The sequence below is a fragment of the Streptomyces physcomitrii genome (assembly GCF_012273655.1).
In the GTDB taxonomy this organism is placed as follows: domain Bacteria; phylum Actinomycetota; class Actinomycetes; order Streptomycetales; family Streptomycetaceae; genus Streptomyces; species Streptomyces physcomitrii.
The window spans coordinates 17,492-41,564 of record NZ_JAAWWP010000014.1; the positions used below are offsets into that span (position 1 = coordinate 17,492).

Consider the following 24,073-nt stretch of genomic DNA (forward strand, 5'->3'; position numbering starts at 1 on the left):
CGTCACGAAGCGGTGGCGGTCTTCGGGCCGCGCGCGGCGCCGGCGGAGGTCATCGAGCCGTGCAGAAAGACCAGCGGGTCCTGGCGGGCCCGTACCCCGGTGGCAAGGACGGTGCCGACGACCATCAGGTGGTCGCCGACGGTGAAGGAGTCGGCGAGCGCGCACTCCATCCAGCCCGGGCCCTCGAAGAGCAGGGCCCCGGTGTGCTCCCCCGGTGCCGCGGGCAGGGCGCCGAGGACCTCCTGCCGGCCGGGCCGCGAACGGGCGAGGAGCCGGGCGGTGTCCTGCCCGCCCGCGGCCAGGATGGACAGCCCCCAGCGGCGCGATGCCAGCAGATCGGCCAGGAAGAGCGATCCGTGGCGCAGGAACAGCGCCACCAGCGGAGGCGCGCAGGACACCGGGATCAGCGAGTTGACGGTGATGGCGTCATGGCGGCGCCCGCCGGGCGCCCCCGGATCGGGCGTGAAGGTGCTCACCACACCGACGCCGGTGGCGAAGTGCCGCATCACCGTACGCAGATCGAGTTCCACGGCTCCTCCTTTGGCAGGCGGGCAGCCGGCACCACGCGGTGCGGTATGCCCCTCGGCTCTCGGTGACAGCACGCTAGGAGAGCGGGCCCGGGCGCAGTGCCGTCCCCGCGCACGCGCACTGTCGCGTTTGCGTACGCACGAGATGCGCGGATCCGGTACACGCGGTGCGCGCCTGGGCGATACCGGAGGGCCGTTCGCGGACACACTGCGCTGGTCCTGACAACCCGCCCGCTCACACCAGGTGAGCAGGGCGCAAAGGAGGGGGGACCCCTGTGATCCGCACCGCGGCAGTGGTGGGAAGCGGACTCATCGGCACCTCGGTAGGCCTCGCGCTGAGCCGCCGGGGGGTGCGGGTGCATGTGATGGACGCCGACGAATCGGCGGCCCGGGTCGCCGCCGCACGCGGCGCCGGCGTCTGCGGCCGCCCCCCGGAGCCGGTCGACCTGGCCGTCCTGGCCGTACCGCCGGCCCGTATCGCCCAGGTCCTGGCGGAACAGCAGCACCAGAAACTGGCGCGCGCCTACACGGACGTGGCGAGCGTGAAGTCCGCCACGGCACAGGCCGTCGCGCGCAGCGCCCCGCACCGGCCCAGTTACGTGGGAGGCCACCCCATGGCCGGCAGCCAGTGCTCGGGGCCGCTGGCCGCCGGCGCCGACCTGTTCCAGGGGCGGGCATGGGTGCTCACCCCGGGCACCGAGACCTCACGCGCCGCGCTCAACAGGGTCCTGGCCGCCGTGGCGTTGTGCGGGGCCGTCCCGGTGGTGATGGAACCGCAAGCCCACGACCGGGCGGTGGCCCTGGTCTCGCACGCACCGCACCTGGTGGCCGTCCTGATGGCGGCCCGGCTCACCGGCGCGCCCCGCGAATCGCTCGCGCTGGCCGGGCAGGGACTGCGGGACGTCATCCGGATCGCCGGCGGCGACCGGGCACTGTGGAGCGACATCGTCACCTCCAATGCACCGGCCCTCGCGGAGGTCCTCGGCGAACTGGCGAAGGACCTGGAGGCACTCACCCGCGCCCTGCGGGAACTGGAGGTCCACGGCCCCGGCACCGACAGCGCCCGCGAGGCGATCGCTCAACTGCTCTTTCGCGGCCGCACCGGCTGGGAGTGCGTGCACGAACCCGAGCACACCTCGGGGCAGGTGACCCTGTCGATCCCCCTCACCGACCGGCTGGGAGAAGTGGACCGCCTGGTCAGCGCCGCCCGCGAATCCGGCATCGGCACGGACTCCATCCGCCTGCGCTGGTCACAGACCTCCTCACGCCTGTCCGCCTGCCTGGCCACCGCCCCGCTCGCCGCCCCTGACGTACGAAGACGGCTCACCGACAACGGCTGGCAGGTCTCCGTGGAACCCGCCACACCGTCCTTGTGACCGGCGGGCACCCCCTCATCCCCCGCACCGGCATCCCCCGCACCGGCCGACGCGACCCGCCATGCCATGGCATGGCATGGCATGGCGGGTCGCGTCGGCCGGGATGGGCTGGGATGGGCTGGGATGGGCTGGGATGGGCTGGGGCGAGTCACGTCGGCCGGTGCGGGGTGGGGCGGGGCGGGACGCCGTCGGCCGGTGCCGGGGGGCGGGACGCCGTGGGCGCTCTCGCGGCGACGGCGTCCCGCAGCGCCTCAGCGCGGGCTGCCCTCCCGCACCTCACGCCCCCCTGTCCCCGCCCGCGGAGGCAGAGGCGGAAACGGAGGTGGGGGTGGGGGTGGTCGGCAGGGCGTAGGCGTCCGCGATCAACTCGTAGGAACGCACCCGGAATTCGGGGGTGTGCGAGTTCATCGCCAGCATCAGCTCATCCGCGCCGGTGCGCTTTTGCAGGGCGTCCAGCCCCGCCGTGACCTCCTGCGCCGTCCCGTACAGCGCGTTGTCGAGCCAGTCCCCGAGGACCGCCTTGTCCTGCTCGGTGAAATCGTGCGCGGCCGCCACCTCCGGGGCCGGAACCAGCCCCGGACGGCCGCTGCGCAACCGCACCGTCGCCAGCGCCCCGGTCAGAGCCTGCCGGTAGGCCTCCTCGGTGCTCTCCCCGGCGAAGGCGAAGACACCCAGGACGACATACGGCTCGGCCAGAGCCGGCGAGGGGCGGAAGTGGCGGCGGTACTCCTCCAGCGCGGGAAGAGTGTTGCGGGCGGCGAAGTGATGCGCGAAGGCGAACGGCAGTCCCCACTGCCCGGCCAGGCGGGCGGAGAACCCCGACGAACCCAGCAGCCACACCTGCGGCTGCCCCACGGCCCCCTGCACCGGGCCGGGCACCGCGTGGATGCCCTCGTAAGGGTGCCGCTCGGGGAAGTCGTCGCGCAGGAAGTGCAGCAGTTCACCCACCTCGGACGGGAAATCCTCCGCGCCCTGCCCGCCACGGCCCCGGCGCAGCGCCGCCGCGGTGGCCCCGTCGGTACCCGGGGCCCGCCCCAGCCCCAGATCGATACGTCCGGGCGCGAGCGCCTCCAGGGTGCCGAACTGCTCGGCGACCACCAGCGGGGCGTGGTTGGGCAGCATCACCCCGCCCGAGCCCAGCCGCAGTCTGCTCGTATGGGCCGCCAGATGCGCGAGGATCACGGAAGGACTGCTGCTGGAGATGCCCGGCATGGAGTGGTGCTCGGCCACCCAATAGCGTAAGAATCCCCGTGTATCGGCCAGTTCGGCCAGGCGCCGGGAGGCCTCCAGGGCGTCCCGGGCCGTGTATCCCTCCCCCACGCTGACCAGGTCGAGAAGGGACAGCGGCACGGGCGCCCTTCCGTGGGCCTCGCCTCGGACGGGATCGATGATCGGCTCAGTCATGCCCTCGCCAGCGGCCACGGCCCGCACGGTTATTCCGCCGCCCCCGACCCCGGTGGCCGGATGTGAGAGGTACGGCGGCCTGCCGGTGCCGGGCCGCTTCGCGGTTCGTCCTGCAAGAGGGCCGCCAGAAGGGCCCTTGCCCGGCAGCGGACCACTCGCACAGGGGCGCGGTGGCGGGGGTGAAGTTGGCCGAGGAGCGGCGAAGCCGGCCGAGGAACACGGCAGTTGCGGGATACCGGCGCCCCGTGGTGAGGGGGCGGGAGAGGCGGAGGGGCGGGAGAGGCGCTGCGCGGGGCGGGCCGCCCCCGCCCTCGCCCGGGCTCCCCCACGCCGGACTCCCCCGCAGGAGCGGACTCTCCGCGGCAGGCCCCCGCCGGAGCGAACTCCCCGCGGCGGGCTCCCCTGCGGGAGCGGACCCCCTGCGGCGGATGCCCCGGGGGGCGGGGGGCCGGGGGGTTGGGGTGCTACGGGGTGTCAGGTGCCGTGGACGATCTCGTGCTGCCAGCTGTCCTTGGGCTGGGTGTGCAGGCGCCAGTAGTGCTCGGCGATGTCGTCCGGGTCGCAGGCGGTACCGGGGGCGACCCGGCCGGGCACGGTCACCGAGGCGACATGGACACCCGCGGGCCCGTAGTGGGCATCGAGGAGTTCCACCAGGGTGCGTACGCCGTACTTGCCGAGGGTGAGACTGACGTAGGCGGGGTCGGGGCGGGGCATGCCGCCGGTGATCAGCAGCGAGCCGTGTCCGCGGGCGGCCATGCCCGGCGCCACGTGCGCGGCGGTGCTCAAGGCGCCGACCACGTTGACGGCCCAGGCGTCCAGCTGATGCCGCGCCCCGTACTCGCCGGGGACGTCGGGGCGGATCAGGGCGGCGTTGTAGACGACCGCGTCGGGCGGGCCGAGTTCGCTCTCGGCCCGGTCCAGGGCGGAGCGCAGCGCGTCCTCGTCGGTGCTGTCGGCGGTCAGCGCCAGCACCTTGCGGCCCGCCCGGCCGATGTCCGCCGCCACCTGGCGCACCGTGTCCTCCCGCCGGGCGATCACGGCGACGGACAGCCCCTCGCGCGCGAACCGTTCGGCCACGGACCTGCCGATCCCCGGCCCTGCTCCTACCACCACCGCTGCCGGCACCGGCAACTCCCTTGCTGATTGCGACGCTTACCTGCCGGAGCGTATCGGCCCGCCCCCGCCCGCCGTCCCCTGCGACCTGCCACGGCGCGGGGAACCATACGAAGGAGGGACACGGCGCGGCGGTGCAGAGGGGGTGGGCGGGGCCGGGGGGTGGCGAGGCAGGGCGTGCGGCCCGGCGGCGCGCCCCCGGGGAGGGGGTGAGGGTCAGGTGCGGCCTGCCGGGGCCGGGAGTTGATCGGGACCCGGGGGTGCCGGGGGCGGCGGAAGTCGACCGGAGCTCGGGAGTGCCGGGGCGTTGCCGGGGTGGCGGGAGTCGGCCGGGGCCCGGGGGTGTGCTGGGGGGCTGGTGCCTGGACGTGCCGGGGTGCCCCCGGGGTGTGTCGGAGGTTTGGTTATGGGTGTGTTGTGGGGGTGGGAGGGTGGTTGTCGCCGAGGGGGTAGGTGTCTTTGACCTTCACCTCGTTCAGGGCGCGGCCCTCGGTGAAGACGCGGCGCCAGTCGCCGGCGACGTGGAGTTCGTCGGTGCCCATCGCGCGGATCACGAGCAGCCCCGACTCGTGGGCTCTGAAGGCCTTGAGCCACAGGTTGGCGAAGGCCTGGGAGCGGATCAGATGCATCCAGTCCGGCCGGTACAGCTCGCGGTTGTAGTGCGAGGTGCCCATGGTGGCGACGAACTTGGCGTACATGGCCTTGACGTATTCCAGGGTCACCGTGTCGTCGGCGGCCAGGGCGCGCTCGCGGGCGTCTTTGAGGGCGAGGCGGAATTTCTCCAGGAGGCCCTCGCTGGCGCCGGAGGTGAAGGACTCGTGGATCACGGGTGCTTCACACAGTGCGTGGCGGGGGTCGGACAGGCGCAGCAGCAGACGCAGGGTGGGTTCGGTGACCCACAGGGGGCCGGGTTCGTCGCGTTGTCCCAGGGGGTGGGGCAGGACGTCGTCGTGGTGCCAGTCGGGTGGGGTGATCAGGTGGACGCCGGCGCGGCGCCGGTCGTGGACGGGCCCGGTGTGGTGTTCGAGACGGCCGAGGGGCAGGTGGGTCTTCAACGCGGACAGGTAGGCGCCGTTGAGGTCGAGGGCGCAGACCTCGTGACGGCCCGGCGGGAGCCAGGGGCGGGTCCACTTGGGGCGGGCTTCCCAGATCTGGTCGGCGCCGCGGGCCTTGTGGGGACGCAGGATCTCGGGCAGCGGAGGGTGGGCGACCACGTCGTAGCGGCCGCCGATACGGCAGTGGTCGAGCAGGGCCATCGCGTCCGGGATCGCCTTCTTGACCAGAGCCGCGGTGGCGGCCTCCAGATCACCACCGTGCTGCCGCAACGCCGTACGGACCGCATCGGCCACCAGATCCGGCACCTGCCCCGACCCCTGCGCCCGCCGGCCACGCGCCACCAACGGCTGCGCACCACGCACAGGACGCGGCGAACGACCGGCAGGCGCAGGGGCGGAAGCGGGGGCGGGGGCGGTGGAGTGGGGCGCAGGCGAGGGCGGGGGCGGGGGCGGGGTGGGCGCGGCTGGTCCGGGAGCGGCAGGCGGTTCGGGGGCGGATGATTCGGAGGCGGCGGGCGACGCGGTCGCGGGCAGTCCGGAGGCGGCGGGAGCTGCGGGAGCCTCGGCCCGTACGGGAGCGGGCGGTTCGGGAGTGGTGGCCGGTCCGGGTGCGGGGGCTTCGGGAGCAGCAGGCGACGCGGCCGGTCCGGAAGCGATGGCCGATGCGGAGGCGGGCGGCTCGGGAGCGGCAGGCGACGCGGGGGTGGTGGCCGGTCCGGAACCGGCGGCCGTTGCGCAGGCGGGGAGTTCGGGAGCAGCCGGCAATACGGGGTCGGTGACCGGGCCGGGCGCGGGGGTTTCGAGAGCCGCAGGCGACGCAGAGGTAGTGGCCGGTCCGGGCGCGGAGGCTTCGGGAGCGGGGGGCGACGCGGGGGTGGTGGCCGGTGCGGGGGTCGTGGGTGGGGCGGGGGTCGTGCATTCCTCGGGGGTGAGGTGCTGGGGGAAGCCCTCGACCTGGTGGCGGGCCGGTCCCCCGCACAGCACGCAGGGCCGCACCGTACCCAACTCGCCCTCGCCACCGCCGATTTGGGCACCGCCGGGGAGAGCGGAGTCGGGTTCGGCGGGGTCGGGTTCGGCGGGGGTGGTGGGGGTGAGTGCGGCGAGTCTGTCGTGGGCGGCGTCGAGGAAGTAGGCGTATTTCTCGCGGGTGCGGCCTTCGGGGTCGCGGCCCTGTTCCCAGGCGCGGACGGTGGCCGCGCTCACGCCCAGGGTGCGGGCGAGTTCGCTCTTGGACAGGTTCAGGGCCTCGCGCAGGGCCGCGCGCCGGGCGGGCGGCGGCAGCGGCGCCTTGGGTCCGGAGCGGGCCAGGAGCGCGTCGATCGCGCCGAACTCGCCGTCGGGGCGGGCGTTCACGCGGCGAAGCCGATGTTCGTCACGTACTCGTAGCTGCCCCACTGGGAGCCGAGGTCGCTGAGGTACTCGCCGACCCAGTGCTCGTCGAGCGCGGCCGTATCTCCCTGCGCCCAGGCGCCGACGAGGTTCTCCCAGCGGCGCACGTTCATCGTCCGGTACTCCAGGACACGCTGGTGGGGGCGCGTGACCTGGGACTGGTTGAGGGGATGGATCTCCACACGGGTACCGCGCCCGCCCCGGTTGAGACGGGCCAGCAGATGCCGGGCCACGTTGCGGCGGCGGACCTGCCGGTAGGCGTCCTCGACACGCCGCAAGTTGGACGGGGAGGGGGTGCGTGTGCCGTCCTGCCAGGCCCTGAGGGTGCGGTCGGTGACGGTGAGCCCCGCCGCGCGGGCCGCACGGCGGGCACGAGGACTCCTGGTGAGGTAGTTCAGGCGGGCCAGCAGACCGCGGCGGGTGGTCACCGGGGAGGTGATCCCCCCCGCGAGCCGGTCGAGCTGACGGGCGATCGCCTCACCGCCCTTGATACCGCGGGCACCGAACTTCCCGAACTCCAGACTGCGTTCAGGCATCGGCCACCCCCCGGGCACGATGCCGGTCGGCGAGCACACGCAGCGCGAACGCGTACCAGCGGATGTTCTCCCGCTCGAAGGCCAGACCCCGCGCCAGCGTCAGATACGGGCCCAGCCGGCGCTCCCCCGCGACGTACTCCTCCTCCGTACGCCCGTCCAGCAGACGGGCACGCGAGCGCTCGTAGTCCTGCAGCTTGCCCCGCGCCGCCGCGAGCCGGGCCTGAAGATGACCGCGGACACCCGCCGCGTCCCCGAGGTCCACAGCCTCCACCTGGACCAGCAGCTCATCACGGATCGCGGTGGGCCTGGGCGCACGGGCCGTGAACTCCCACAGCGCCGCACGGCCTGCGTCGGTGAGGGAGAACAGACGCTTGTTGGGACGCCGCTGCTGCTCGACAAGACGAGCCCGGACCAGGCCCTGGGCATCCAGCCGCTCGAGCTCACGGTAGAGCTGCTGAGGAGTGGCACTCCAGAAATTCGCCACCGCGGCGTCAAAGGACTTGGCCAGGTCGTAACCGGAGAACTCGCCGTCGGCGAGCGCGGCGAGGATCGCGTTGCGCAGGGCCATACACCCGACCCTACCCCCGCACCCCACACCCCCAGCGACCCACCACAACCACACCCCAGAGGCAGGGCGACCACACACCCGGCAAGCCCCCACCACACCACCGGCACAGCCCCCAACCACACCACCGGGACAGGACGGCCCGCTTCCCCCGGCGAGGGGCAAGCTCACCGCTGGGCACGGCAATCACACACCCAGGCAGGACCGCCGCATCCCCAGGCGAGGGCAGGCGCACCGGCGGGCACGGCGTCCACGCACCCGGGCAGGACGACCGCCCCCGGCAGGGCCAACTGCGCCGCCGGGCAGGGAACCCTCCGACGGGACGACCGCATCCCCGGGCAGGACACGGCCTCTGGCAAGACGGCCGCGCCTCCAACCAGGGCCAACCGCACTCCCGATGAAGGCAACCATCCCCCGTCGGGGCAACTGCCTCCCGAGCGGAACGACCGCACACCCGGGTAGGCCACCCTCCGACACGACAGCCACGCTTCCGGGCAGGACGACCGCCCCCTCTGGCGGGACACCCACCGGCAGAGGCAAACCGCATCCCGGGCAGGCCAACCTCCAGCGGGACGACCGCACCTCCAGCCAGGACCAACCGCATCCCCGGTGAGGCAACCATCCCCCGGGCGGGGCAGGTGAGGCGACCATCCCCCGGGCGGGGCAACTGCGTCCCGGGCGAGACGAGGCGCCTCCGGGCAGGACACCTCCAACAGGACAGCCGCGCACCCCGGCAGGCCCACCGAACCGCCGGGCAGGACGATCACACCCCGGGCAGAACGGCCTCATCTCCGGGCAGAGCAACCGCACTTTCCGGCGGGGCCTACCACCCCTGGGCAGGAAGACCACACTCCCCGGCAGGCCAACCACGTCCCCGGGCAGGACGACCGCACACCCGGGCAGGGCGACCGCACACCCGATGAAGGCAACCATCCCCCGGGCGGGGCAACTGCCCCCAGAGCGGGACGACCGCACACCCGGGCAGGCCACCCTCCGACACGACAGCCGTATACCCGGGCAGGGCAGCCACACCCCCGGGCAGGGCACCCCCGGGCGAGGCACCCGGGCGGGGCGACCCCACCCCGGCGGGGCCAACCACACCCTCGGGCGGGGCAACCACACCCTCGGGCGGGGCAACCACACCCTCGGGCGGGGCAACCACACCCGGCAGGCCGACCGCACCGCCGGACAGGACACCCTTCGGCAGGGCGACCGCACGCTCTCCAGGCGCTCCCGCCGCTCCCGCCGCGGAGTGTCGAGCAGCGAGGCGGAGCCGAGGGCGAGCAGGTCGAAAGCGACGAAGGAGGCGGGGGTGCGCTCCGCAAGCAGCAGCACCCGGGAATCGGCCGGTGGATGCGCTCGGAGAGCACGTCGAAGTCCAGATGCCCGTCGCGGGCGATCACGATCTCGCCCGGCGGGCCAACCACACTCCCCCGGCAGAACAACCGCACCCTCGGCGGGGCAACCACACCCGGCGGGCCGACCGCGCTCCCCGGGCGGGGCGACCGCCCCTGCGGGCCGGGGATCCGGGAGACCGGGGGGGGTCGGGATCCGGGCCAGACGGCGGCCCTGGGTGGGGGGTAATCGCATTCCCGGGGCGGGGCAACCAGGCCGGGGGCGCGTGCGTCTTGGAAAGGGAAGGGGCACCGGCATCGGGGCCCGCGAGGCGACCTGCCCGAAAGATGAGCGGCGCTCAATTCCGGCCACCACCCCGGTCAACGCCTCCCACATACACCGACAATGTTATGCCGAGGAATTCCCGGCAAATCTCCGCTGTTATCGCCGATAACGCATGCAAGAAACGCATCGATAAACAAAACGGGCAAACAAGTGCCCGGAATGCGGGAGTCCGGAAATCTCTGGCGATAGCCGCGCGGCATCGGTCCCGCGCGAGAACGCGCATTGCACACCGGTTCCCTCTTGGGGGTTTCGTGTATGCTGGCCCTCAATGACGAGAGGCCTGGTGAGCGGGGGTGACGTGACCCCGGCAGTGCTTTGGTGACTTTCGATACGGGTGCACAGGCGCAGCCCGGCCGCAACTCCTCCGGGGTGACGGCCGGGCGCTTTTTATGCAAAATTATCGGCCAGTTAATTATGTTTTTACCGGCGGCTCTGGTGGCACCGGCCGGGGGGCGTATAGCTTACCCGGGAAACGTGAGCCTTCGCGGACATTTTCCCGCGTCGTATTCGGGGGGTGTGGACAGCAGTGTTTTCATTTGCCGGGGCCAAACAATTCGATGCGCACTTCGACAAACTGAGGAGAGTGTTCTCCCGCACGCTGCAGGGCGAGGTCGGCGTCGTCCTCGTCGAAGGAGCCGTCGGCTGCGGCAAGACCCACGCCCTGGACGCCGTCACCGCGCACACCGCGAAAGCGGGCGCACTGGTCCTCAAGGCCTACGGCTCCAGCGCCGACCGCACCGAACTGGGCACACTGCGCCAGCTGACCGACTCACCCCGCCTGCCCAAAGCCAGCGCCGAACGACTGCGCCACGCCCTCGCCCCGGCCGACACACCCCCCACCCCACCCGGAGGCGAGAACAGCCCCCAGACCACCTGCGCCCACCTGCCCGGCGCCCGCGAGTTCCGCGCCGCACTGGTCGAACTCGCCACCCGCGAACCCGTCGTCATCTGCGTCGACGAACTCCACTCGGTGGACCCGGTCTCCCTCCAATACCTCCTCCACCTCGCCAGCAGCTCCCCCACCGCCAAACTCCTCCTCGTCTTCGCCCAGGCCACCGACACCGACCACAAAGACGCCGTCTTCACCACCGAACTCCTGCGCCGCCCCAACTTCCAACGCCTGCGCATCGAACGCCTCACCGCCGAAGAAACCGCCCGCGGCCTGACCACCCGCCTCGGCCTGCCCTCCCCCTTACACCTGTCATGCACCTGGCACGACATCAGCGGCGGCAACCCCCTCCTGCTGCGCGCACTCATCGACGACTACCGCACCACCCCCACCGCCAACACCAGCCCCGCCGGCAGCATCACGGACCACGCCACCAGCGGTGCCACAGGCGGTGCTGCGGGCGGTGCCACAGACAGCACCACCAGCGGCATCGCAGGCCATGCTGCGGGAAGTGTCACGGGCGACGCCGCGGACAGCACCGGCAGCACTGCGGGCAACACCGCGGAAAGCAGAAGCGGTTCCGCGAAAGGCGCCGCGGCCGGCCGGGCCAGTACCACGGGCCGCGGCGGTTCCGCCGGGAGCCGGGGCAGCGCCGCGGGGGCCCGGGTCGAGCCCGTGGTCGGCGACATGTTCCTGCAAGCCGTCCTCACCTGCATCTACCGCAGCGGCCGCACCGTCTCCCAGATCGCCGCCGGCATCGCCGTCCTGGGCACCGGCACCACCCCCGAACTCCTGGCCCGCCTCCTGAAAACCGCACCCGCCGCCACCACCCGCGCCCTCACCACACTCGAAACCGCCGGACTCCTGAAAAACCTCACCTTCCGCCACCCCGCCGTCCAGGCAACCGTCCTGGAGAACATGGACGACGACCAACGCCTCGACCTCCACCGACGCGCCGCCACCCTCCTCCACCAAAACGGCGCCCCCACCCTCAACGTCGCCCGCCACCTCCTCGCCGCCCAGGACGCCCACGAACCCTGGGCCATCCCCCTCCTACGCGACGCCGCCCAACAAGCCCTCGCCGAAGACGAAGCCAAACTCGCCGTCGCCTGCCTCGAACTCGCCTGCACCACCAGCCACGACCCCGAAGAACAAGCCGGACTCCGCCTGGGCATCGCCGGAATCATGTGGCGCCTCAACCCCTCCGCCTCCGAACGCCTCCTCGAAGAACCCCTCGCCGCCCTCCGCACCGGCACCCTCCCCCCCACCCACATCGGCAGACTCGGCGAACTCCTCCTCGCCCACGGCCGCATCGAAGAAGCCCGCAGCGCACTGGGCCACCTCCACCCCCCCACCACACCCCCCACCAACACCTCCGTCCTCACCCAATTCCGCATGAACACCCGCTGGACCCAACACACCCCCACACCACAGGCACCCACACCCAGCACAAACAACAGCAGCACACCCGGTACACACCAGACCTGGCCAGACACCCCCACCACCCCACCAGGCACATACGAGACCTGGCAGAACACGAGCAGCACACCGGGCACGTACGAGACCTGGCAGAACACGGGCGCCTCACCGCATGCGCACGGAGCCTGGCCGGGCATGCACGGAGCCTCACCGGACGCCCCCACTCCCCCAGGCACGAACAACGGCACCCCGGACACGCACGAAACCCCGCAAGACACGAACGACACACCGGCGGGCGGGCACAGGTCCTGGCCGGGCACGAACAGCACACCGAGCACGGACGAGAACCCTCAGGACACGAACACCTCACCGAACACGCACACGACATCGCCGCCGGGCACGTACGGGAGCTCCCCGAGCACGAACCCCGCACCGGACGAGCGCGGAGCCTGGCAGAGCACGAACCCCGCACCGGACGGACACGCGGCACCGCCGAACGGACACGGGGCGCCGTCGCCGGGAATGCACGGGCCCCCGCCGAACGGGCACGGGGCATCGTCGCCGGGCATGCACGGCCCCTCACCGAGCACGCGCAGCACACCGGGCACACACGAGGCCGAGCCGGACACACACCACACACCAGGCAGGCCCGGAACAGCACCGGACGGCTATGAAGCCCTACCGGACGCGAACCCCACACCAGGCACACACGGAACCCCGCCGAGCACGAACCCCACCCCGAGCGGACACGGCATTCCGCCGGGCGGACCCGGGACCCCACCGAGCGGACCCGGGACCTCACCGGACGGACGCGGCATTCCGCCGAGCGGACGCACAGCACCGCCGAATGGACGCGGAACCTCACCGGGCGGACGCGGAACCTCCCCGGGCGGGCGCGGGACTTCCTCGCTGGGCGGGCGGGCGCGGGCCAAGAAGGGCTCACTGTCCTCGATCACCGCGGTCTTCAGCGGCTTCTTCGGCACCGGACAACAAGAGGAATCCCCCCTCGCCGCCGCAGAGAAAGTCCTGGAACTCTCCCCCCTGACCGACGCCACCTTCGAACCCCTCGTCACCGCCGTCAACACCCTCCTGTTCGCCGGCCGCCCCGACAAAGCCGCCCCCTGGTGCGACGCCCTCATCGACGAATCCCGCCGCCGCCGCGCCCCCGGCTGGCGCGCCGTCTTCGCCTCCCTACGCGCCGAAACCGCCCTGCGCATGGGCAACCTCACCGAATCCGCCTCCTACGCCCGCACCGCACTGGAAGCCGTACCCGGCCGCGACGGCAGCGTCTTCATCGGCGGCCCCCTCGCCCACCAGATCCTCGCCTACACCGCCATGGGCAAATACGACACCGCCGCCCGCCACCTCAGCCACCCCGTCCCCGACGCCCTCTTCCGCAGCGTCTACGCCCTCTCCTACACCCGCGCCCGCGGCCGCTACTACCTCGCCACAGGCCGCACCAACGCCGCCCTCGGCGAACTCCTCATGACCGGCAAACTCGCCCAACGCTGGGACATGGACGAACCCGCCCTCCTCCCCTGGCGCACCGACGCCGCCGAAGCCTGGCTCCACCTCGGCGAACACGACAAAGCCACCACCCTCCTCACCCAACAACTCACCAAAAACAACACCGACCCCCGCGTCAAAGGCACCACCCTCCGCCTCCTCGCCCACACCACCACCCCCCACAAAAAAACCCGCCTCCTCACCCAAGCCATCGAACAACTCCAACGCTCAGGCGACCGCCTCGAACTCGCCCGCGCCCTCGCCGACCTCGCCCACACCCTCCACCACACCGGCGACCCCACCCGCGCCACCACCCTCACCCACCGCGCCTGGCACATCGCCAAAGAATGCGGCGCCGAACAACTCGCCCACCACATCCACCACCCCCACAACCCCCACCACCACACCGAAACCCACCACCCCACCAACACCCCCCACCCCACCAACCCCCACCCGAACACCCCCCACACACCCACCCCCACCACCCCACCCACCCTCACCCCCCACAACCCCCCACCCCCCACCCCCACCACCAAACTCAGCCAATCCGAAACACGCGTCGCCACCCTCGCCACCCACGGCCACACCAACCGCGAAATAGCCGCCACCCTCTACATCACCATCAGCACCGTCGAACAACACCTCACCCGCATCTACCGAAAACTCCACATCCAAAACCGCCACCAACTCCCCACCGCACTCCACCCCCACACCAACAAAACCGCATAAAAAGGCTGTCCCTTATGGCAAGTTTCGAAGGGACGGCGCATACAGCACTGCCGTGTGAACACGGCCCGCTCGTCATCTCGTCATCTCGTCATACGGAGCGGGCCCGCTACGAGTTGATCGAGGCGGCCGACCTGGCGGCCCGCTCGATTTTCGCGCAGTGGGCTGCGCGGGCTTGCTCGTCGATGTGCTTCTCGTTCTCGGGGCGCACCCCGGTCCGGCCGTCGAGGTTCTCGCGCAGGATGTCGGCGTGCCCGGTGTGCCGGATGGACTCGCCGAGGACATGGACCAGGACGGCGAACAGATTCGTGTTGGGGTGCGGCTCCGGCCACCACGGCACATGGCCGGGGGCGTCGAGGGGCAGCTCGTCGATCGTCGCGTCCGAGTGTTCCCACGTACGCCGGTAGAACCCGACGATCTGATCGCGGGTCTCGTCCTCGGTCGCCCACAGGTCGCTTCCGTCGGAGTCCTGCCATCGGGGCAGCGGTTCCGGGGAAGGGCGGTCGAAGACCTCGCCGAAGTACCGGGCCTCGACGGTGGCCACGTGTTTCACCAGGCCGAGGAGATTGGTCCCGGTCGCCGTCAGGGGCCGGCGGGCGTCGTATTCGGACAAGCCGTCGAGCTTCCAGAGCAGCGCCTCGCGGTCCCGGCGCAGTCGTCCGTGCAGATTGCCCTTCGCGAATTCATCGATCATGCGGCATGAGCCTGCCATGGGGCTGATGCCCGGCAGGCCTCGACCCCCGCGCCGTCCAGCGCCCGGATCCGCCGACCCGGCTCCCCGGTCAACACGGCGATCTCTTCCTTGACCTCACACCGGTGTCAGGGTTGATGATCTTTCCATGACCACTGCCTCGTTCGACCCGCACGCGCTGCTCGCCCGCAGCAGCCTCGGTGTCCTCGCCACGATCAAGGCCGACGGATCGCCGCAACTCTCCCCCGTGCAGCCGTTCTACGACCGCGCCGCCTCGACTCTGTACGTGTCGACCACCGCGAGAACGGCCAAGATCGCCAATCTGCGCCGCGACGCACGAGCCGCCCTGGAAGTCACCAGCCCCGACGGCAGGTCCTGGGCCACGGCCGAGGGCACCGCCCGGATCACCGGCCCCGGCAGCGATCCGCACGGGCCCGAAGTCGAAGCACTCGTCGACTACTACCGCCGGGCCGCCGGGGAACACCCCGACTGGGACGAGTACCGCTCGGTGATGGTCTCCGACCACCGCGTACTGATCCAGATCGACGTCACCCACGTATACGGGGCCGACCTCGGCTGAAACGGGCCGGAGACCCGCGCTGCCCGCCGTCGCCAGGCGGCGGGGGCCGGGCGGCGCGGCTCAGGCGGGTGTCGGGGGTTCGGCTTCGAGCAGGGGGAGGCTCTTGCGGCGGGCCCTGTCCCAGGAGCCGTCGGCGGTCATGTCCTTCAGGGCGGCCGTGATCTTCGCCTTGAGCTTGCTGTCCTGGGGCAGGCCGATGCCGTACCGCTCGTCGCTCAGGGCCAGGCCGCCCAGCCGGTAGGCGTCCGGTTTGCGGGCGGCGTAGCCCGCGAGGATGGCGTCATCGGTGGTGACAGCGTCCACGCTGCCCTCGTCCAGTTCCTCCATGCAGCGCGAGTAGGTGTCCCGGGACTCGACTACCGCCCCCGGCGCGCTCGTCCGGAGGGCGAAGGCGGAGGTGGAGCCGGTGATGGCACAGACCTTCTTGCCGTTGAGGTCGGCCGCCTCCCGTACGGAGTCGTCCTCGGCGCGCAGCAGGACGTCCTGGTGGGCCACCAGATAGGGACCGACGAAGTCGATCTTCTCCGCGCGGGCATCGGTCATGGCATAGGTGGCGACGACGAGGTCGACGTCGCCGTTGTCGAGCATGGCCTCGCGGCGGCTGCTCGGCGCCTCCTTCCAGGCGATCTCGGAGGGCTCGTGCCCGAGCGCGCGGGCGAGGTAGGTGGCCACGTCGATGTCGAAACCGCGGTAACCGCCGTCGGACGTCTTGAGGCCGAGACCGGGCTGGTCGAACTTGACCCCGACGGTCAGCTTCGCGCCGCCCGGCTCCTCACCGGCGGGGGTGCCGCTCGAGCCGCCGGAGGAGGCGGCCGGGTCCTTGCCGGAGGCGCTCGGGCGTGAGGAACCGTCGCCGGCGTCGGTGCGGTCGCCGTCACCGCCGGTGGGCAGCAGCGTCCACAGCAGGACACCGGCGAGAGCGGCCGCGCCGGCACCCGCCGCGTAGGCCAGAGCCCGCCGCCCCGGACGGCCCGTCGGCGACGGCGCTCCGGGCGGGGCAGCGGGTGGCGGTGGCGTGGAGACAGGGGGCGCGCCGTACGACAGGCGCGAGGAGTACGGTCCGGGCTCCCCGACGGGCGATGTTCCCTGGGCAGACGGAACTCCGGGCGGGGCAAGCGGGTAGGACGTGACCCCGTCCGGAGCGGACCCGGAGACGGCAGCAGCACCGGAGACGGGAACGGAACCAGAAGCAGCGGCCGAGTCGGGAGCGGCAGGGGTGAAGTCAGGAGCGCCAGGAGCGGCGGCGGAGGCCGCTCTCGCCTGGGCGTCCGGCCCGTCGGTCCCGCCATCCGCCGTCCCAGCCCCGGCTCCGGTTACGTCCCCATTTTCAGCCCCGCCCCCCGCCTCGGCTTCGGCCAGCAGCCGGTCCAAGGCCTCGGCATCCGGACGCAAGGCGGGGTCACGTACCAGGACAGCGGTCAGGGCGCGGGTCAGGGGTCCGGCCTGACGCGGTGGCGGGACGTCCTCGCTGAGGACGGCGGCGAGGGTGGCGAGGGTGTTGGCGCGGCGCAGGGGGTTGCGGCCTTCGACGGCGACGTAGAGGGTCAGCGCCAGGGACCACAAGTCGGCCGCGGGGCCGCCGTCCTGGCCCGCGACGCGCTCCGGGGCCATGTAGTCCGGAGTGCCGATGACCGAACCGGCCACGGTCAGGACGGTGGAGCCGTGGACCGCGGCGATGCCGAAGTCGGTCAGCAGCGGATGGCCGTCACCCCGCAGCAGGATGTTGGGGGGCTTGATGTCGCGGTGCTGGATGTGCGCGGCGTGGGCGGCGCGCAGCCCCGCGAGGATGCCGCGGCCCAGGGTGGCCGCCTCGACGGGCGGGAGGGTGCCGCGGTCCAGGAGGTCCTGGAGCGAACCACCCGTGACCAGCTCCATGACCAGCAGCGGGTAGGTGCGCTCGCCGCGGTCGATGATGTGGTGCATCGTCACCACGTTGGGGTGGACGATGCGGGCCAGTGCCCGGGCCTCGCGCAGGACTCGGGCGCGCAGGGCGGCGGCCGCCTCGGGGTCGTAGGAGGCGAGCCCGGGATCGGGCGGATGGACCTCCTTGAGGGCGACATCACGGTGCAGCACCAGGTCGCGTGCCAGCCACACGACTCCCATGCCTCCGCCGCCGAGCCGCCGCACCAACTCGAAGCGGTCGTCGATCACCCGCGTCACATCGCCCCCTTCATGCCCGCCCGGGCCCGCGAGGAGAGGAAGAAGGTTCCTTCGCGGGTGCCGGGCCGATGCCCCGCCCGACTCTGCCACACCCGTCGGCCGCCGCGCGCCAGGTAGCTCCCAACACCCCGCCGCAGACGGGATGTTGAGAGCTGCGGGTGGTCAGCCGGCGGTCAGGACGGAATCCACGGCGCCCCCGTCGAGGCGCACCACGCGCGGCAGCCGGTCGATGGTCGACTGGCGGTGGGCGATCACCAGGAGGGTGCGGTCCGTGCGCAGGGTGTCGAGGGCGGTCTCCAGTTTCCGGGCGGTGGCGGGGTCGATGTCGGCGGTGGCCTCGTCCAGGACCAGGACCGCGGGGTCGAGGAGGGCGGCCCGTACCAGACCGACGAGTTGGAGCTCGCCCGCGGAGAGTTCGCCCCGGCCGCCGCCCAGCGGAGTGTGCAGCCCCTGGGGCAGGCGCTCCGCCCAGTCGGTGAGGCCCAACCGGTCCAGGGCCTCGCGTACCGCGGTCTCGCCGGGTTCGCCGGGGACCAGGGCGAGGTTGTCCAGGAGGGAGCCCGCGATCATGTGCACGCGCTGCGGGACCAGGACGATTCGGCGGCGCAGCTCGCCCGGGGGCAGCGCGCGCAGGTCCACGCCGTCGTAGCGGACGCTGCCGCTGTCGGGGGTGTAGAGGCCGGTGAGGAGTTTGGCGAGGGTGGTCTTGCCCGCGCCGGTCGGGCCGACCAGACCGAGCCGCTCCCCCGCCGCCACCGTGAGGGAGAGTCCGTGCAGCACCTCCACGCCGTCCACGTAGGCGTAGTGCACCTCGTCGGCCTCCAGCACGCCGCGCGGGGCGGTGCTCGACCCGCCTTCGTCCAGGGGCTCTTGACCGGAGGCGGGAGCGGAGGTGCGGGGGCCGGGCAGAGCGCCGGGTTCGGGTGCGTCGGTGCGGGTGGTCTCCAGGAGGTCGAGGAGGCGGGCGAGTCCGGTGAGGGTCTGCTGTACCTGGCCGACGAGGTTGGAGGCCTGGGTGGCGGAGTCGAAGAGCTGGCGGGTGGCCAGGACGAACACCACGACGACGCCGACGCTGACGCGGTCCTCGGCGGCCAGCCAGCCGCCCACGCCGAGCAGGACGGCCGTGGTCAGGCCCTGCACGACGCGGGAGCAGCTGATGACGAACAGGGTGCGCTGGGTGCGGCGGGCGGCGCGGTAGCGGGTCTCGCTGTCCCGATCGAAGCGCTCGCGCCAGTAGCCGGTGCCACCGCTGGTCAGGAGCATCTCGCGGGCGCGGACGAGTTCCTGGTACGTGCTGGCCATCCGGCCCGCGGCGGCGGCCTCGGCGGCGAAGGCGGGCGGGGCGGCCTTCTTGAAGCGGCGCAGGACCCAGACGATCGCGGGGACGAAGACCACGAGCAGGGCGAGGGTGAGCAGCCAGGACTGGGTGAGCAGCAGGACGAGGGTGAAGAGGAGGTAGCCGCTGACGTTGAGGACGTCGGGGAGCTGGCCGCGGACGAAGTTGGCGAGGTCGGCGATCTCGGTGGTGGTGCGCCGCAGCAGGTCGCCGGAGGGGTGTGCCTCGACGAAGCGCAGGGGGGCGCGGGAGAGGCGCTGGACGGCGAGTTCGCGCAGGCGGCGTACGACGCGTTCGCCGACGGCGGTCAGCCGGATCTCCGACTGGCGGAAGAGGATGAGGCGGGCCACGGACAGGGCGAGCAGGAGGCCCGCCGCGGTGAGCAGTCCGCTCCGGTCGTCCTGGAGGATCCGGTCGACTCCGGCTCCGATGACGGCGGGGACCGCGACGGTGGTGAGGGTGGCGGCGGCGCTGAGGGCCAGGGCGAGCACGATGCGGCGGCGGTCGGCGCGCATATGGGTCCAGGCGCGGCGCAGCACGCGGTGCTGCTGGGGGGAGGCGGAGAGGCGCTTCTGTTCAGCCACCGGTGGTCACTCGCTCTTCGGTCGGGGCCGGTGCTCCGGCGGCGGGCAGGGTCACCACGTGGTCGGCGGCGGCCAGGACGGCGGGGCGGTGGGTGGCCCAGACGAGGGCGGTCCCGGATCCGGCCCAGGTGCGCAGGCGGGTCAGGATGAGCTGTTCGGTGGTGGTGTCGACGGCGGAGGTGACGTCGTCCAGGAGCAGTACGGCGGGCCGCCGCAGCAGGGCGCGGGCCAGGGCGAGGCGCTGGAGCTGGCCGCCGGACAGGGTGGTGCCGCCCTCACCGACCTCGGTGTCCAGGCCCTCGGGCAGGGCGCGTACGTGGGTGTCGAGGGCGGCGGTGCGCAGGGCCGCGTAGAGGTCGTCGTCGCAGTGGGCGGCGCCGAGGCGGAGGTTGTCGGCGAGGGTGCCGCTGAGGGTGACGGGCCGCTGGGGGACGAAGCCGATGCGCTGGTGAATCTCCTCGGCACGGGCGGTGTCGAGGGGGGTGCCGGCGAAGGTGAGGGTGCCGGTGGTGGGAGGTGTCAGCCGGGCCAGGGCGCGCAGCAGGGTGGTCTTGCCGGAGGCCATCGGGCCGGTGACGGCGAGGAGTTCGCCGCCGCGTGCGTGCAGGTCGGTGGCGGGCAGGACGGTTCTGCCGCCGAGGGCGACGCTCAGCTCCCGGGCGAGGAGGTCGCCGGTGGCGGGCAGGGCGGCGCGGTCGGCGGACTGCCGCTGCTCATCGGGGCCCGGCAGCAGGATCTCCTGGAGGCGGCGGGAGGCGGTGGTGGCCTGGCTGAGCTGGCTGAGCCGCATGGTCAGTACGCCGATCCACATCACCAGCATGCTCATCCAGCTGGTGAAGGCGACGATCCCGCCGACGGACATGGTGCCGCGCAGCACGGCGAGTCCGCCGAGGGCGAGGCCCGCGCCGATGGCGAGGGCGGGTACGAAGGGCGAGAGGGCGGCCCAGTCGGCGGAGACGCGGGCGGTGGTCAGGGTGTGTTCGGTGACCTTGGCGCTGCGGGCGTGGTGGCGGGCGACGAGGGCGTCCTCACCGCCGAGGCCGCGGACGGCGGCGCTGGCGGAGAGCAACTCCTGTACGGCGTCGGCGCGTTGGCCGTGCGCGGCGGACAGGGCGGTGTTGGCCGCGCCGAACCGCTTGGGGAACAGATAGGTGTTGAGCCAGACCAGGGGCGGTACGCAGAGCAGGCAGATCACGGCGAGCAGCGGGTCGAGGCGGACGATCGCGACGATCATCAGGACGAAGCCGGTGACGCCGGTGACGAAGGAGGCGAAGCCCATCAGCCAGGTGCGCACCAGGTCGATGTCGCGGGTGCCGCGCATGCCGAGGTCGCCCTCGCCGAAGCGGGCCAGGGCGCGGGCGTCGGCGGTGGCGATGCGGTCGGCGAGGGCGGCGTAGAGGCGGTTGCCCTCCAGGGTGGCGCTGACGGTGGAGAACCAGCCGAGTGCCATCTCGGCGAGGGCGGCGAGGACAGCAGCGATCAGGACGGCAAGCGCCCAGGTGCGCAGGGCGCCGCTGTCGTCGTCGACGATGCCCTGGTCGACGGCGCGTTCGATGAACCAGGGCATGGCGATCAGGGAGAGCTGGTAGAGCAGGCCGCCCAGGACGGCGAGGCCGAGCAGTCCGGCGCGGCGGCGCAGGCAGGCGGCCAGCAGGCGCAGCCCCTCGCGCGTCTCGGGGGCGGGCGGTGCGGGGGTGGTGGTCATGCCTCACATCCGGCGAAGAAGTCGAGGAGGGCCGCGTTGACCTCGGCGGGGCGCTCGAGGTAGCCGTAGTGGCCGCAGTCGGGCAGTTCGGTGTAGCGGGCCCGGGGCAGGCAGTCGGCCAGTTCGCGGGTGGCGGCGGCGGGGATGGCGACGTCGTCGGCGAAGCCCAGGCACAGGGCGGGGGTGGTGATCGCCCGGTAGGCGGCGCGGCGGTCGCCGCTGTCGTCGAGGGCGAGTTGGGCGCGGATGCCCGGGCCGGTGAGCGGCGGCGCGAAGTGGAAGATGTCGAGCCAGTCGCGGACGGCCTGCTCGTCGCGCAGGGTGGCCGGGGAGAGATAGCGCAGCGCCGAGTGGACGGCCAGGTGGCCGGGCGGCAACTCGGCCTTGCTGTCGGCCAGTTCGCGTTCGGCGAGGCTGACGGCGGTGCTGAAGGCGTCGGGGCGGGCGCGTCCGGCCATGAGGACGGCCTGGCGGGCGGCGGTGGGCCGCGCGAGGAGGGCCTCGGCGACGACGGCGGCGCCCAGCGAGAAGCCGACCAGGCGGCAGGGCGCCAGGGCGAGGTGGTCGACGAGGGCGAGCACGTCCTGGGCCATGGCGTCCAGGGTGATGCCGCCGGGCGGGCTCTCGTTGGGCGGCAGGCCGCGGTTGTCGAGGGTCACCACGCGGTAGCCGGCGGCGGTCAGGGCGGGTACCTGGTGCAGGTGCCAGGAGCGGCGGGAGGCGCCGGAGCCCATGACGAGGACGACGGGTTCGCCGCTGCCCTGGTCGTCGTAGGTCAGCTCGATGCCGTTGAGGGGTACGGAGGGCATGGCGGGCTCAGACCTCGCTGTCCTGGGTTTCGCCCCTGGTCCAGTAGGTGGTCAGGCGGGTGTCGGCGCGGTCGACGCCGAGGGTCCGGGTGAAGTGGTGGCGCAGGGTGCGCACGACCTCGCGTTCGGCGCCGCCCCAGATACGGCCGCGGCCGGGCGGCAGCCGCAGGGCGGTGGCGTGGGCGGCGAGCAGTTCACCGGCGGGGCGGTCGCCGCGGTGCAGCCAGCGGATGTCGGCGTCGGCCCGGGTGGGCAGCGGGAGTTGCTCGTCGGGGTCGGCGATCTCGGCGAGGACGGTCACCGGGTGGCCCGCGGGCAGTTCCTCCAGGAGTACGCCGAGGGCGGGCAGCGCGGTCTCGTCGCCGAGCAGCAGGCTCCAGGCGGGGCCCTCGCGCAGGGGATAGGCGGGGCTGGGCCCGAACCAGATGGACTCCTCGCCGACCGCGGCGCGTTCGGCCCAGCCGGAGGCGAGCTGGTCGGCGCCGTGCAGGACGAAGTCCATGTCCACCTCGCCGAGTTCGGGCCGGTGGTGGCGGATGGTGTAGCGGCGCAGCCGGGGCCGGGCGGTGGGCAGCAGGGCGCGGGCGGCCTCGGTGGTGAAGGGCCGCGGCAGGGTCAGCCCGGGCGGATAGAAGTACAGGGCGACGTGCTGGTCGGTGCCGTTGCTGAGGAACTCGCCGAGACCGGGGCCGGTGAACGTCAGGCGCGTCATCCGCGGGGTGAGCCGGTGCACCGCGCTCACGGTGGTGACCTGGAGCCTGCCCGGTCTGCGGCTTGTCTGCGTGTCGTGCTGGGCGGCTGGCCCGCTCATCTCATCGTCTCCCTGCTGTTGTTCGGCCCGGCGGGACACCGGGACCCCGCCATACGATATAGGTTAGGTAAGCCTAACCTTTCATTCTTCTGGGCGGAGGTCCCCCTCTGCCCAACCACCCTGGAGGACAACGGACATGACACGTCCACGCACCATGCCGGTCACGCTCGGCCGCAGACGGTTCCTCGGCGGTCTCACCGGCACGGCGGCGGCTCTCGGGCTCGCCGCCTGCGGCGTGAGCGAGTCGGACGACGACGGCGGCAAGGACGGCAAGGGGGGCAAGGGCGGAAAGGACGCGGGCACCCGCAGCCTCAAGACCGACAACGGCACGGTCACCGTGCCCGCGCACCCCTCGCGGGTCGTCGCGACCGTCAACTACGACGCCCTGATGCTGCTCGACCTCGGCCTGGTCCCGGTGGGCGTGCCCGACGGCACCGCCCTCAAGACCCTGATGCCGGCCGAGTCCTTCGCCGAGCTCAAGGACGTCAAGACCATCGGCGCCCCCGGGGCGCCCAACGCGCAGGCCGTCGCCGCCCTCAAGCCCGACCTGATCCTGGACCAGTTCTACAAGGACAAGACGGCGCCGCTCGCCAAGATCGCCCCGGTCGCGTACTACGAGTGGGGCACCAGCGGCGCCCTGTGGCACGAGCAGATCGCCAAGATCGCCAAGGCGGTCAACCGGGAGGACAGGCTCACCGCGACCAGGCGCCAGTACGAGCAGCGCTGCAAGGAGGTCCGCACCACCTACAAGAAGCAGATCGCCGCCTCCACCTGGGCCTCGCTGAGCGGCGGCCAGAGCGGCAAGTTCTATCTGGGCTCCCCGCTGCTCACGGTGATGCGCGACCTCGGCCTGCAGATCGGCGCGGGCATCCCCGCCAAGGAGGCCGGGTTCGTCGAGAAGAGCTACGAGGAGCTCGACGTCCTCGACGACTGCACCGTGCTGCTCTACGCGGGCTCCTTCGACGGCCCGATCCCCCCGCCGACCCAGGAACTGCTCGACAACAAGCTGTTCAAGGGCGTCCGCGCGGTGAAGGCCGGCCATGCCTACCCCGTCAAGCACTACGGGGTGGCCACCTACACCTTCGCCAACGGCGCCGTCGACGAGATCGAGGCGGTCCTCAAGAAGCTGTGATCCGGCCGGTGTGCGCCGGCCCCGGGCCGGCGCCCCCCCCCGGGGGGGCACAACCCCGGGGGGGGCGGGGGGGGGGGCCG

16 protein-coding genes and 2 pseudogenes are annotated in these 24,073 nt (G+C 72.7%); 4 read left to right on the forward strand and 14 right to left on the reverse strand.

From position 1 onward, the window contains the following. Window positions 1-2: 2 nt before the first annotated feature. Window positions 3-530 (reverse strand): flavin reductase family protein, encoded by a 528-nt coding sequence (locus HFV08_RS21625; protein ID WP_168541550.1) that lies wholly within the window; start codon window positions 528-530, stop codon window positions 3-5. Between the two features lie 272 nt (window positions 531-802). On the opposite strand from HFV08_RS21625, the gene HFV08_RS21630 reads away from it, so the two are divergent. Then, window positions 803-1,903 (forward strand): prephenate dehydrogenase, encoded by a 1,101-nt coding sequence (locus tag HFV08_RS21630; protein ID WP_312885770.1) that lies wholly within the window; start codon window positions 803-805, stop codon window positions 1,901-1,903. A 276-nt stretch (window positions 1,904-2,179) separates the two neighbouring features. Here HFV08_RS21630 and HFV08_RS21635 read toward each other — a convergent pair whose 3' ends face one another. The 7 genes and pseudogenes from HFV08_RS21635 to HFV08_RS31780 form a co-directional block, all read right to left on the reverse strand. Continuing rightward, complete coding sequence (locus tag HFV08_RS21635) at window positions 2,180-3,307, reverse strand: LLM class flavin-dependent oxidoreductase (protein ID WP_168541552.1); 1,128 nt, start codon at window positions 3,305-3,307, stop codon at window positions 2,180-2,182. Window positions 3,308-3,781: 474 nt separating this feature from the next. Further along, the gene (locus HFV08_RS21640) at window positions 3,782-4,384 is read right to left on the reverse strand and encodes an SDR family NAD(P)-dependent oxidoreductase (protein WP_376770686.1); all 603 of its coding nucleotides are present in this window, start codon (window positions 4,382-4,384) and stop codon (window positions 3,782-3,784) included. A gap of 440 nt (window positions 4,385-4,824) precedes the next feature. Then, window positions 4,825-6,240 carry a CUE domain-containing protein gene (locus HFV08_RS21645; RefSeq protein WP_376770690.1) on the reverse strand — a complete coding sequence of 472 codons (1,416 nt, stop codon included), beginning with the start codon at window positions 6,238-6,240 and terminating at the stop codon, window positions 4,825-4,827. Window positions 6,241-6,636: 396 nt separating this feature from the next. Then, window positions 6,637-6,870 (reverse strand): annotated as a pseudogene (locus HFV08_RS32580) (helix-turn-helix domain-containing protein); the annotation flags it as partial. Next, window positions 6,825-7,400, reverse strand: a complete 576-nt coding sequence (locus HFV08_RS21650; RefSeq protein ID WP_168541556.1) for a transcriptional regulator — start codon at window positions 7,398-7,400, stop codon at window positions 6,825-6,827. The gene HFV08_RS21650 and the pseudogene HFV08_RS32580, both read right to left, overlap by 46 nt. After that, on the reverse strand, window positions 7,393-7,968 hold the full coding sequence (locus HFV08_RS21655; protein ID WP_168541558.1) for a PadR family transcriptional regulator: 576 nt from the start codon (window positions 7,966-7,968) through the stop codon (window positions 7,393-7,395). Before HFV08_RS21655 ends, HFV08_RS21650 begins: the two co-directional genes overlap by 8 nt. 1,218 nt (window positions 7,969-9,186) lie before the next feature. Further along, window positions 9,187-9,377, reverse strand: a pseudogene (locus HFV08_RS31780) (ATP-dependent DNA ligase); the annotation flags it as partial. A gap of 794 nt (window positions 9,378-10,171) precedes the next feature. On the opposite strand from HFV08_RS31780, the gene HFV08_RS32390 reads away from it, so the two are divergent. Further along, complete coding sequence (locus HFV08_RS32390; protein WP_312885772.1) at window positions 10,172-14,188, forward strand: AAA family ATPase; 4,017 nt, start codon at window positions 10,172-10,174, stop codon at window positions 14,186-14,188. A gap of 106 nt (window positions 14,189-14,294) precedes the next feature. On the opposite strand, the gene HFV08_RS21665 is transcribed toward HFV08_RS32390, so the two are convergent. Next, a complete protein-coding gene (locus HFV08_RS21665; protein ID WP_168541562.1) occupies window positions 14,295-14,879 on the reverse strand; it encodes a DinB family protein in 585 nt (194 codons plus the stop codon). A gap of 145 nt (window positions 14,880-15,024) precedes the next feature. On the opposite strand from HFV08_RS21665, the gene HFV08_RS21670 reads away from it, so the two are divergent. After that, window positions 15,025-15,456, forward strand: coding sequence for a PPOX class F420-dependent oxidoreductase (locus HFV08_RS21670; protein ID WP_168541564.1), 432 nt, complete (start codon window positions 15,025-15,027; stop codon window positions 15,454-15,456). Between the two features lie 60 nt (window positions 15,457-15,516). Here the strand turns inward: HFV08_RS21670 and HFV08_RS21675 are convergent, their stop codons facing one another. From HFV08_RS21675 to HFV08_RS21695, 5 genes are all read right to left on the reverse strand, one after another. Further along, the gene (locus HFV08_RS21675) at window positions 15,517-17,607 is read right to left on the reverse strand and encodes a bifunctional serine/threonine-protein kinase/glutamate ABC transporter substrate-binding protein (RefSeq protein WP_168541690.1); all 2,091 of its coding nucleotides are present in this window, start codon (window positions 17,605-17,607) and stop codon (window positions 15,517-15,519) included. A gap of 171 nt (window positions 17,608-17,778) precedes the next feature. Next, window positions 17,779-19,536 (reverse strand): ABC transporter ATP-binding protein, encoded by a 1,758-nt coding sequence (locus tag HFV08_RS21680; protein ID WP_168541566.1) that lies wholly within the window; start codon window positions 19,534-19,536, stop codon window positions 17,779-17,781. After that, window positions 19,529-21,241 carry an ATP-binding cassette domain-containing protein gene (locus HFV08_RS21685; protein ID WP_168541568.1) on the reverse strand — a complete coding sequence of 571 codons (1,713 nt, stop codon included), beginning with the start codon at window positions 21,239-21,241 and terminating at the stop codon, window positions 19,529-19,531. Before HFV08_RS21685 ends, HFV08_RS21680 begins: the two co-directional genes overlap by 8 nt. After that, on the reverse strand, window positions 21,238-22,050 hold the full coding sequence (locus tag HFV08_RS21690) for an alpha/beta fold hydrolase (protein ID WP_168541570.1): 813 nt from the start codon (window positions 22,048-22,050) through the stop codon (window positions 21,238-21,240). The genes HFV08_RS21685 and HFV08_RS21690 overlap by 4 nt, the downstream gene beginning before the upstream one ends. A 7-nt stretch (window positions 22,051-22,057) precedes the next feature. Next, window positions 22,058-22,861: a siderophore-interacting protein gene (locus HFV08_RS21695; RefSeq protein WP_168541572.1), complete on the reverse strand. Its 804-nt coding sequence runs from the start codon at window positions 22,859-22,861 to the stop codon at window positions 22,058-22,060. Between the two features lie 136 nt (window positions 22,862-22,997). On the opposite strand from HFV08_RS21695, the gene HFV08_RS21700 reads away from it, so the two are divergent. After that, window positions 22,998-23,993 (forward strand): ABC transporter substrate-binding protein, encoded by a 996-nt coding sequence (locus tag HFV08_RS21700; RefSeq protein WP_168541574.1) that lies wholly within the window; start codon window positions 22,998-23,000, stop codon window positions 23,991-23,993. Window positions 23,994-24,073 lie beyond the last annotated feature (80 nt).

Bases quoted from the DNA above. Each gene is read 5' to 3' on its own strand.
- HFV08_RS21635 (WP_168541552.1), bottom strand. From the start codon at position 3,307: ATGACTGAGCCGATCATCGATCCCGTCCGAGGCGAGGCCCACGGAAGG.
- HFV08_RS21685 (WP_168541568.1), bottom strand. From the start codon at position 21,241: ATGACCACCACCCCCGCACCGCCCGCCCCCGAGACGCGCGAGGGGCTG.
- HFV08_RS21650 (WP_168541556.1), bottom strand. From the start codon at position 7,400: ATGCCTGAACGCAGTCTGGAGTTCGGGAAGTTCGGTGCCCGCGGTATC.
- HFV08_RS21700 (WP_168541574.1), top strand. From the start codon at position 22,998: ATGACACGTCCACGCACCATGCCGGTCACGCTCGGCCGCAGACGGTTC.
- HFV08_RS21665 (WP_168541562.1), bottom strand. From the start codon at position 14,879: ATGATCGATGAATTCGCGAAGGGCAATCTGCACGGACGACTGCGCCGG.
- HFV08_RS21670 (WP_168541564.1), top strand. From the start codon at position 15,025: ATGACCACTGCCTCGTTCGACCCGCACGCGCTGCTCGCCCGCAGCAGC.
- HFV08_RS21655 (WP_168541558.1), bottom strand. From the start codon at position 7,968: ATGGCCCTGCGCAACGCGATCCTCGCCGCGCTCGCCGACGGCGAGTTC.
- HFV08_RS21695 (WP_168541572.1), bottom strand. From the start codon at position 22,861: ATGAGCGGGCCAGCCGCCCAGCACGACACGCAGACAAGCCGCAGACCG.
- HFV08_RS21690 (WP_168541570.1), bottom strand. From the start codon at position 22,050: ATGCCCTCCGTACCCCTCAACGGCATCGAGCTGACCTACGACGACCAG.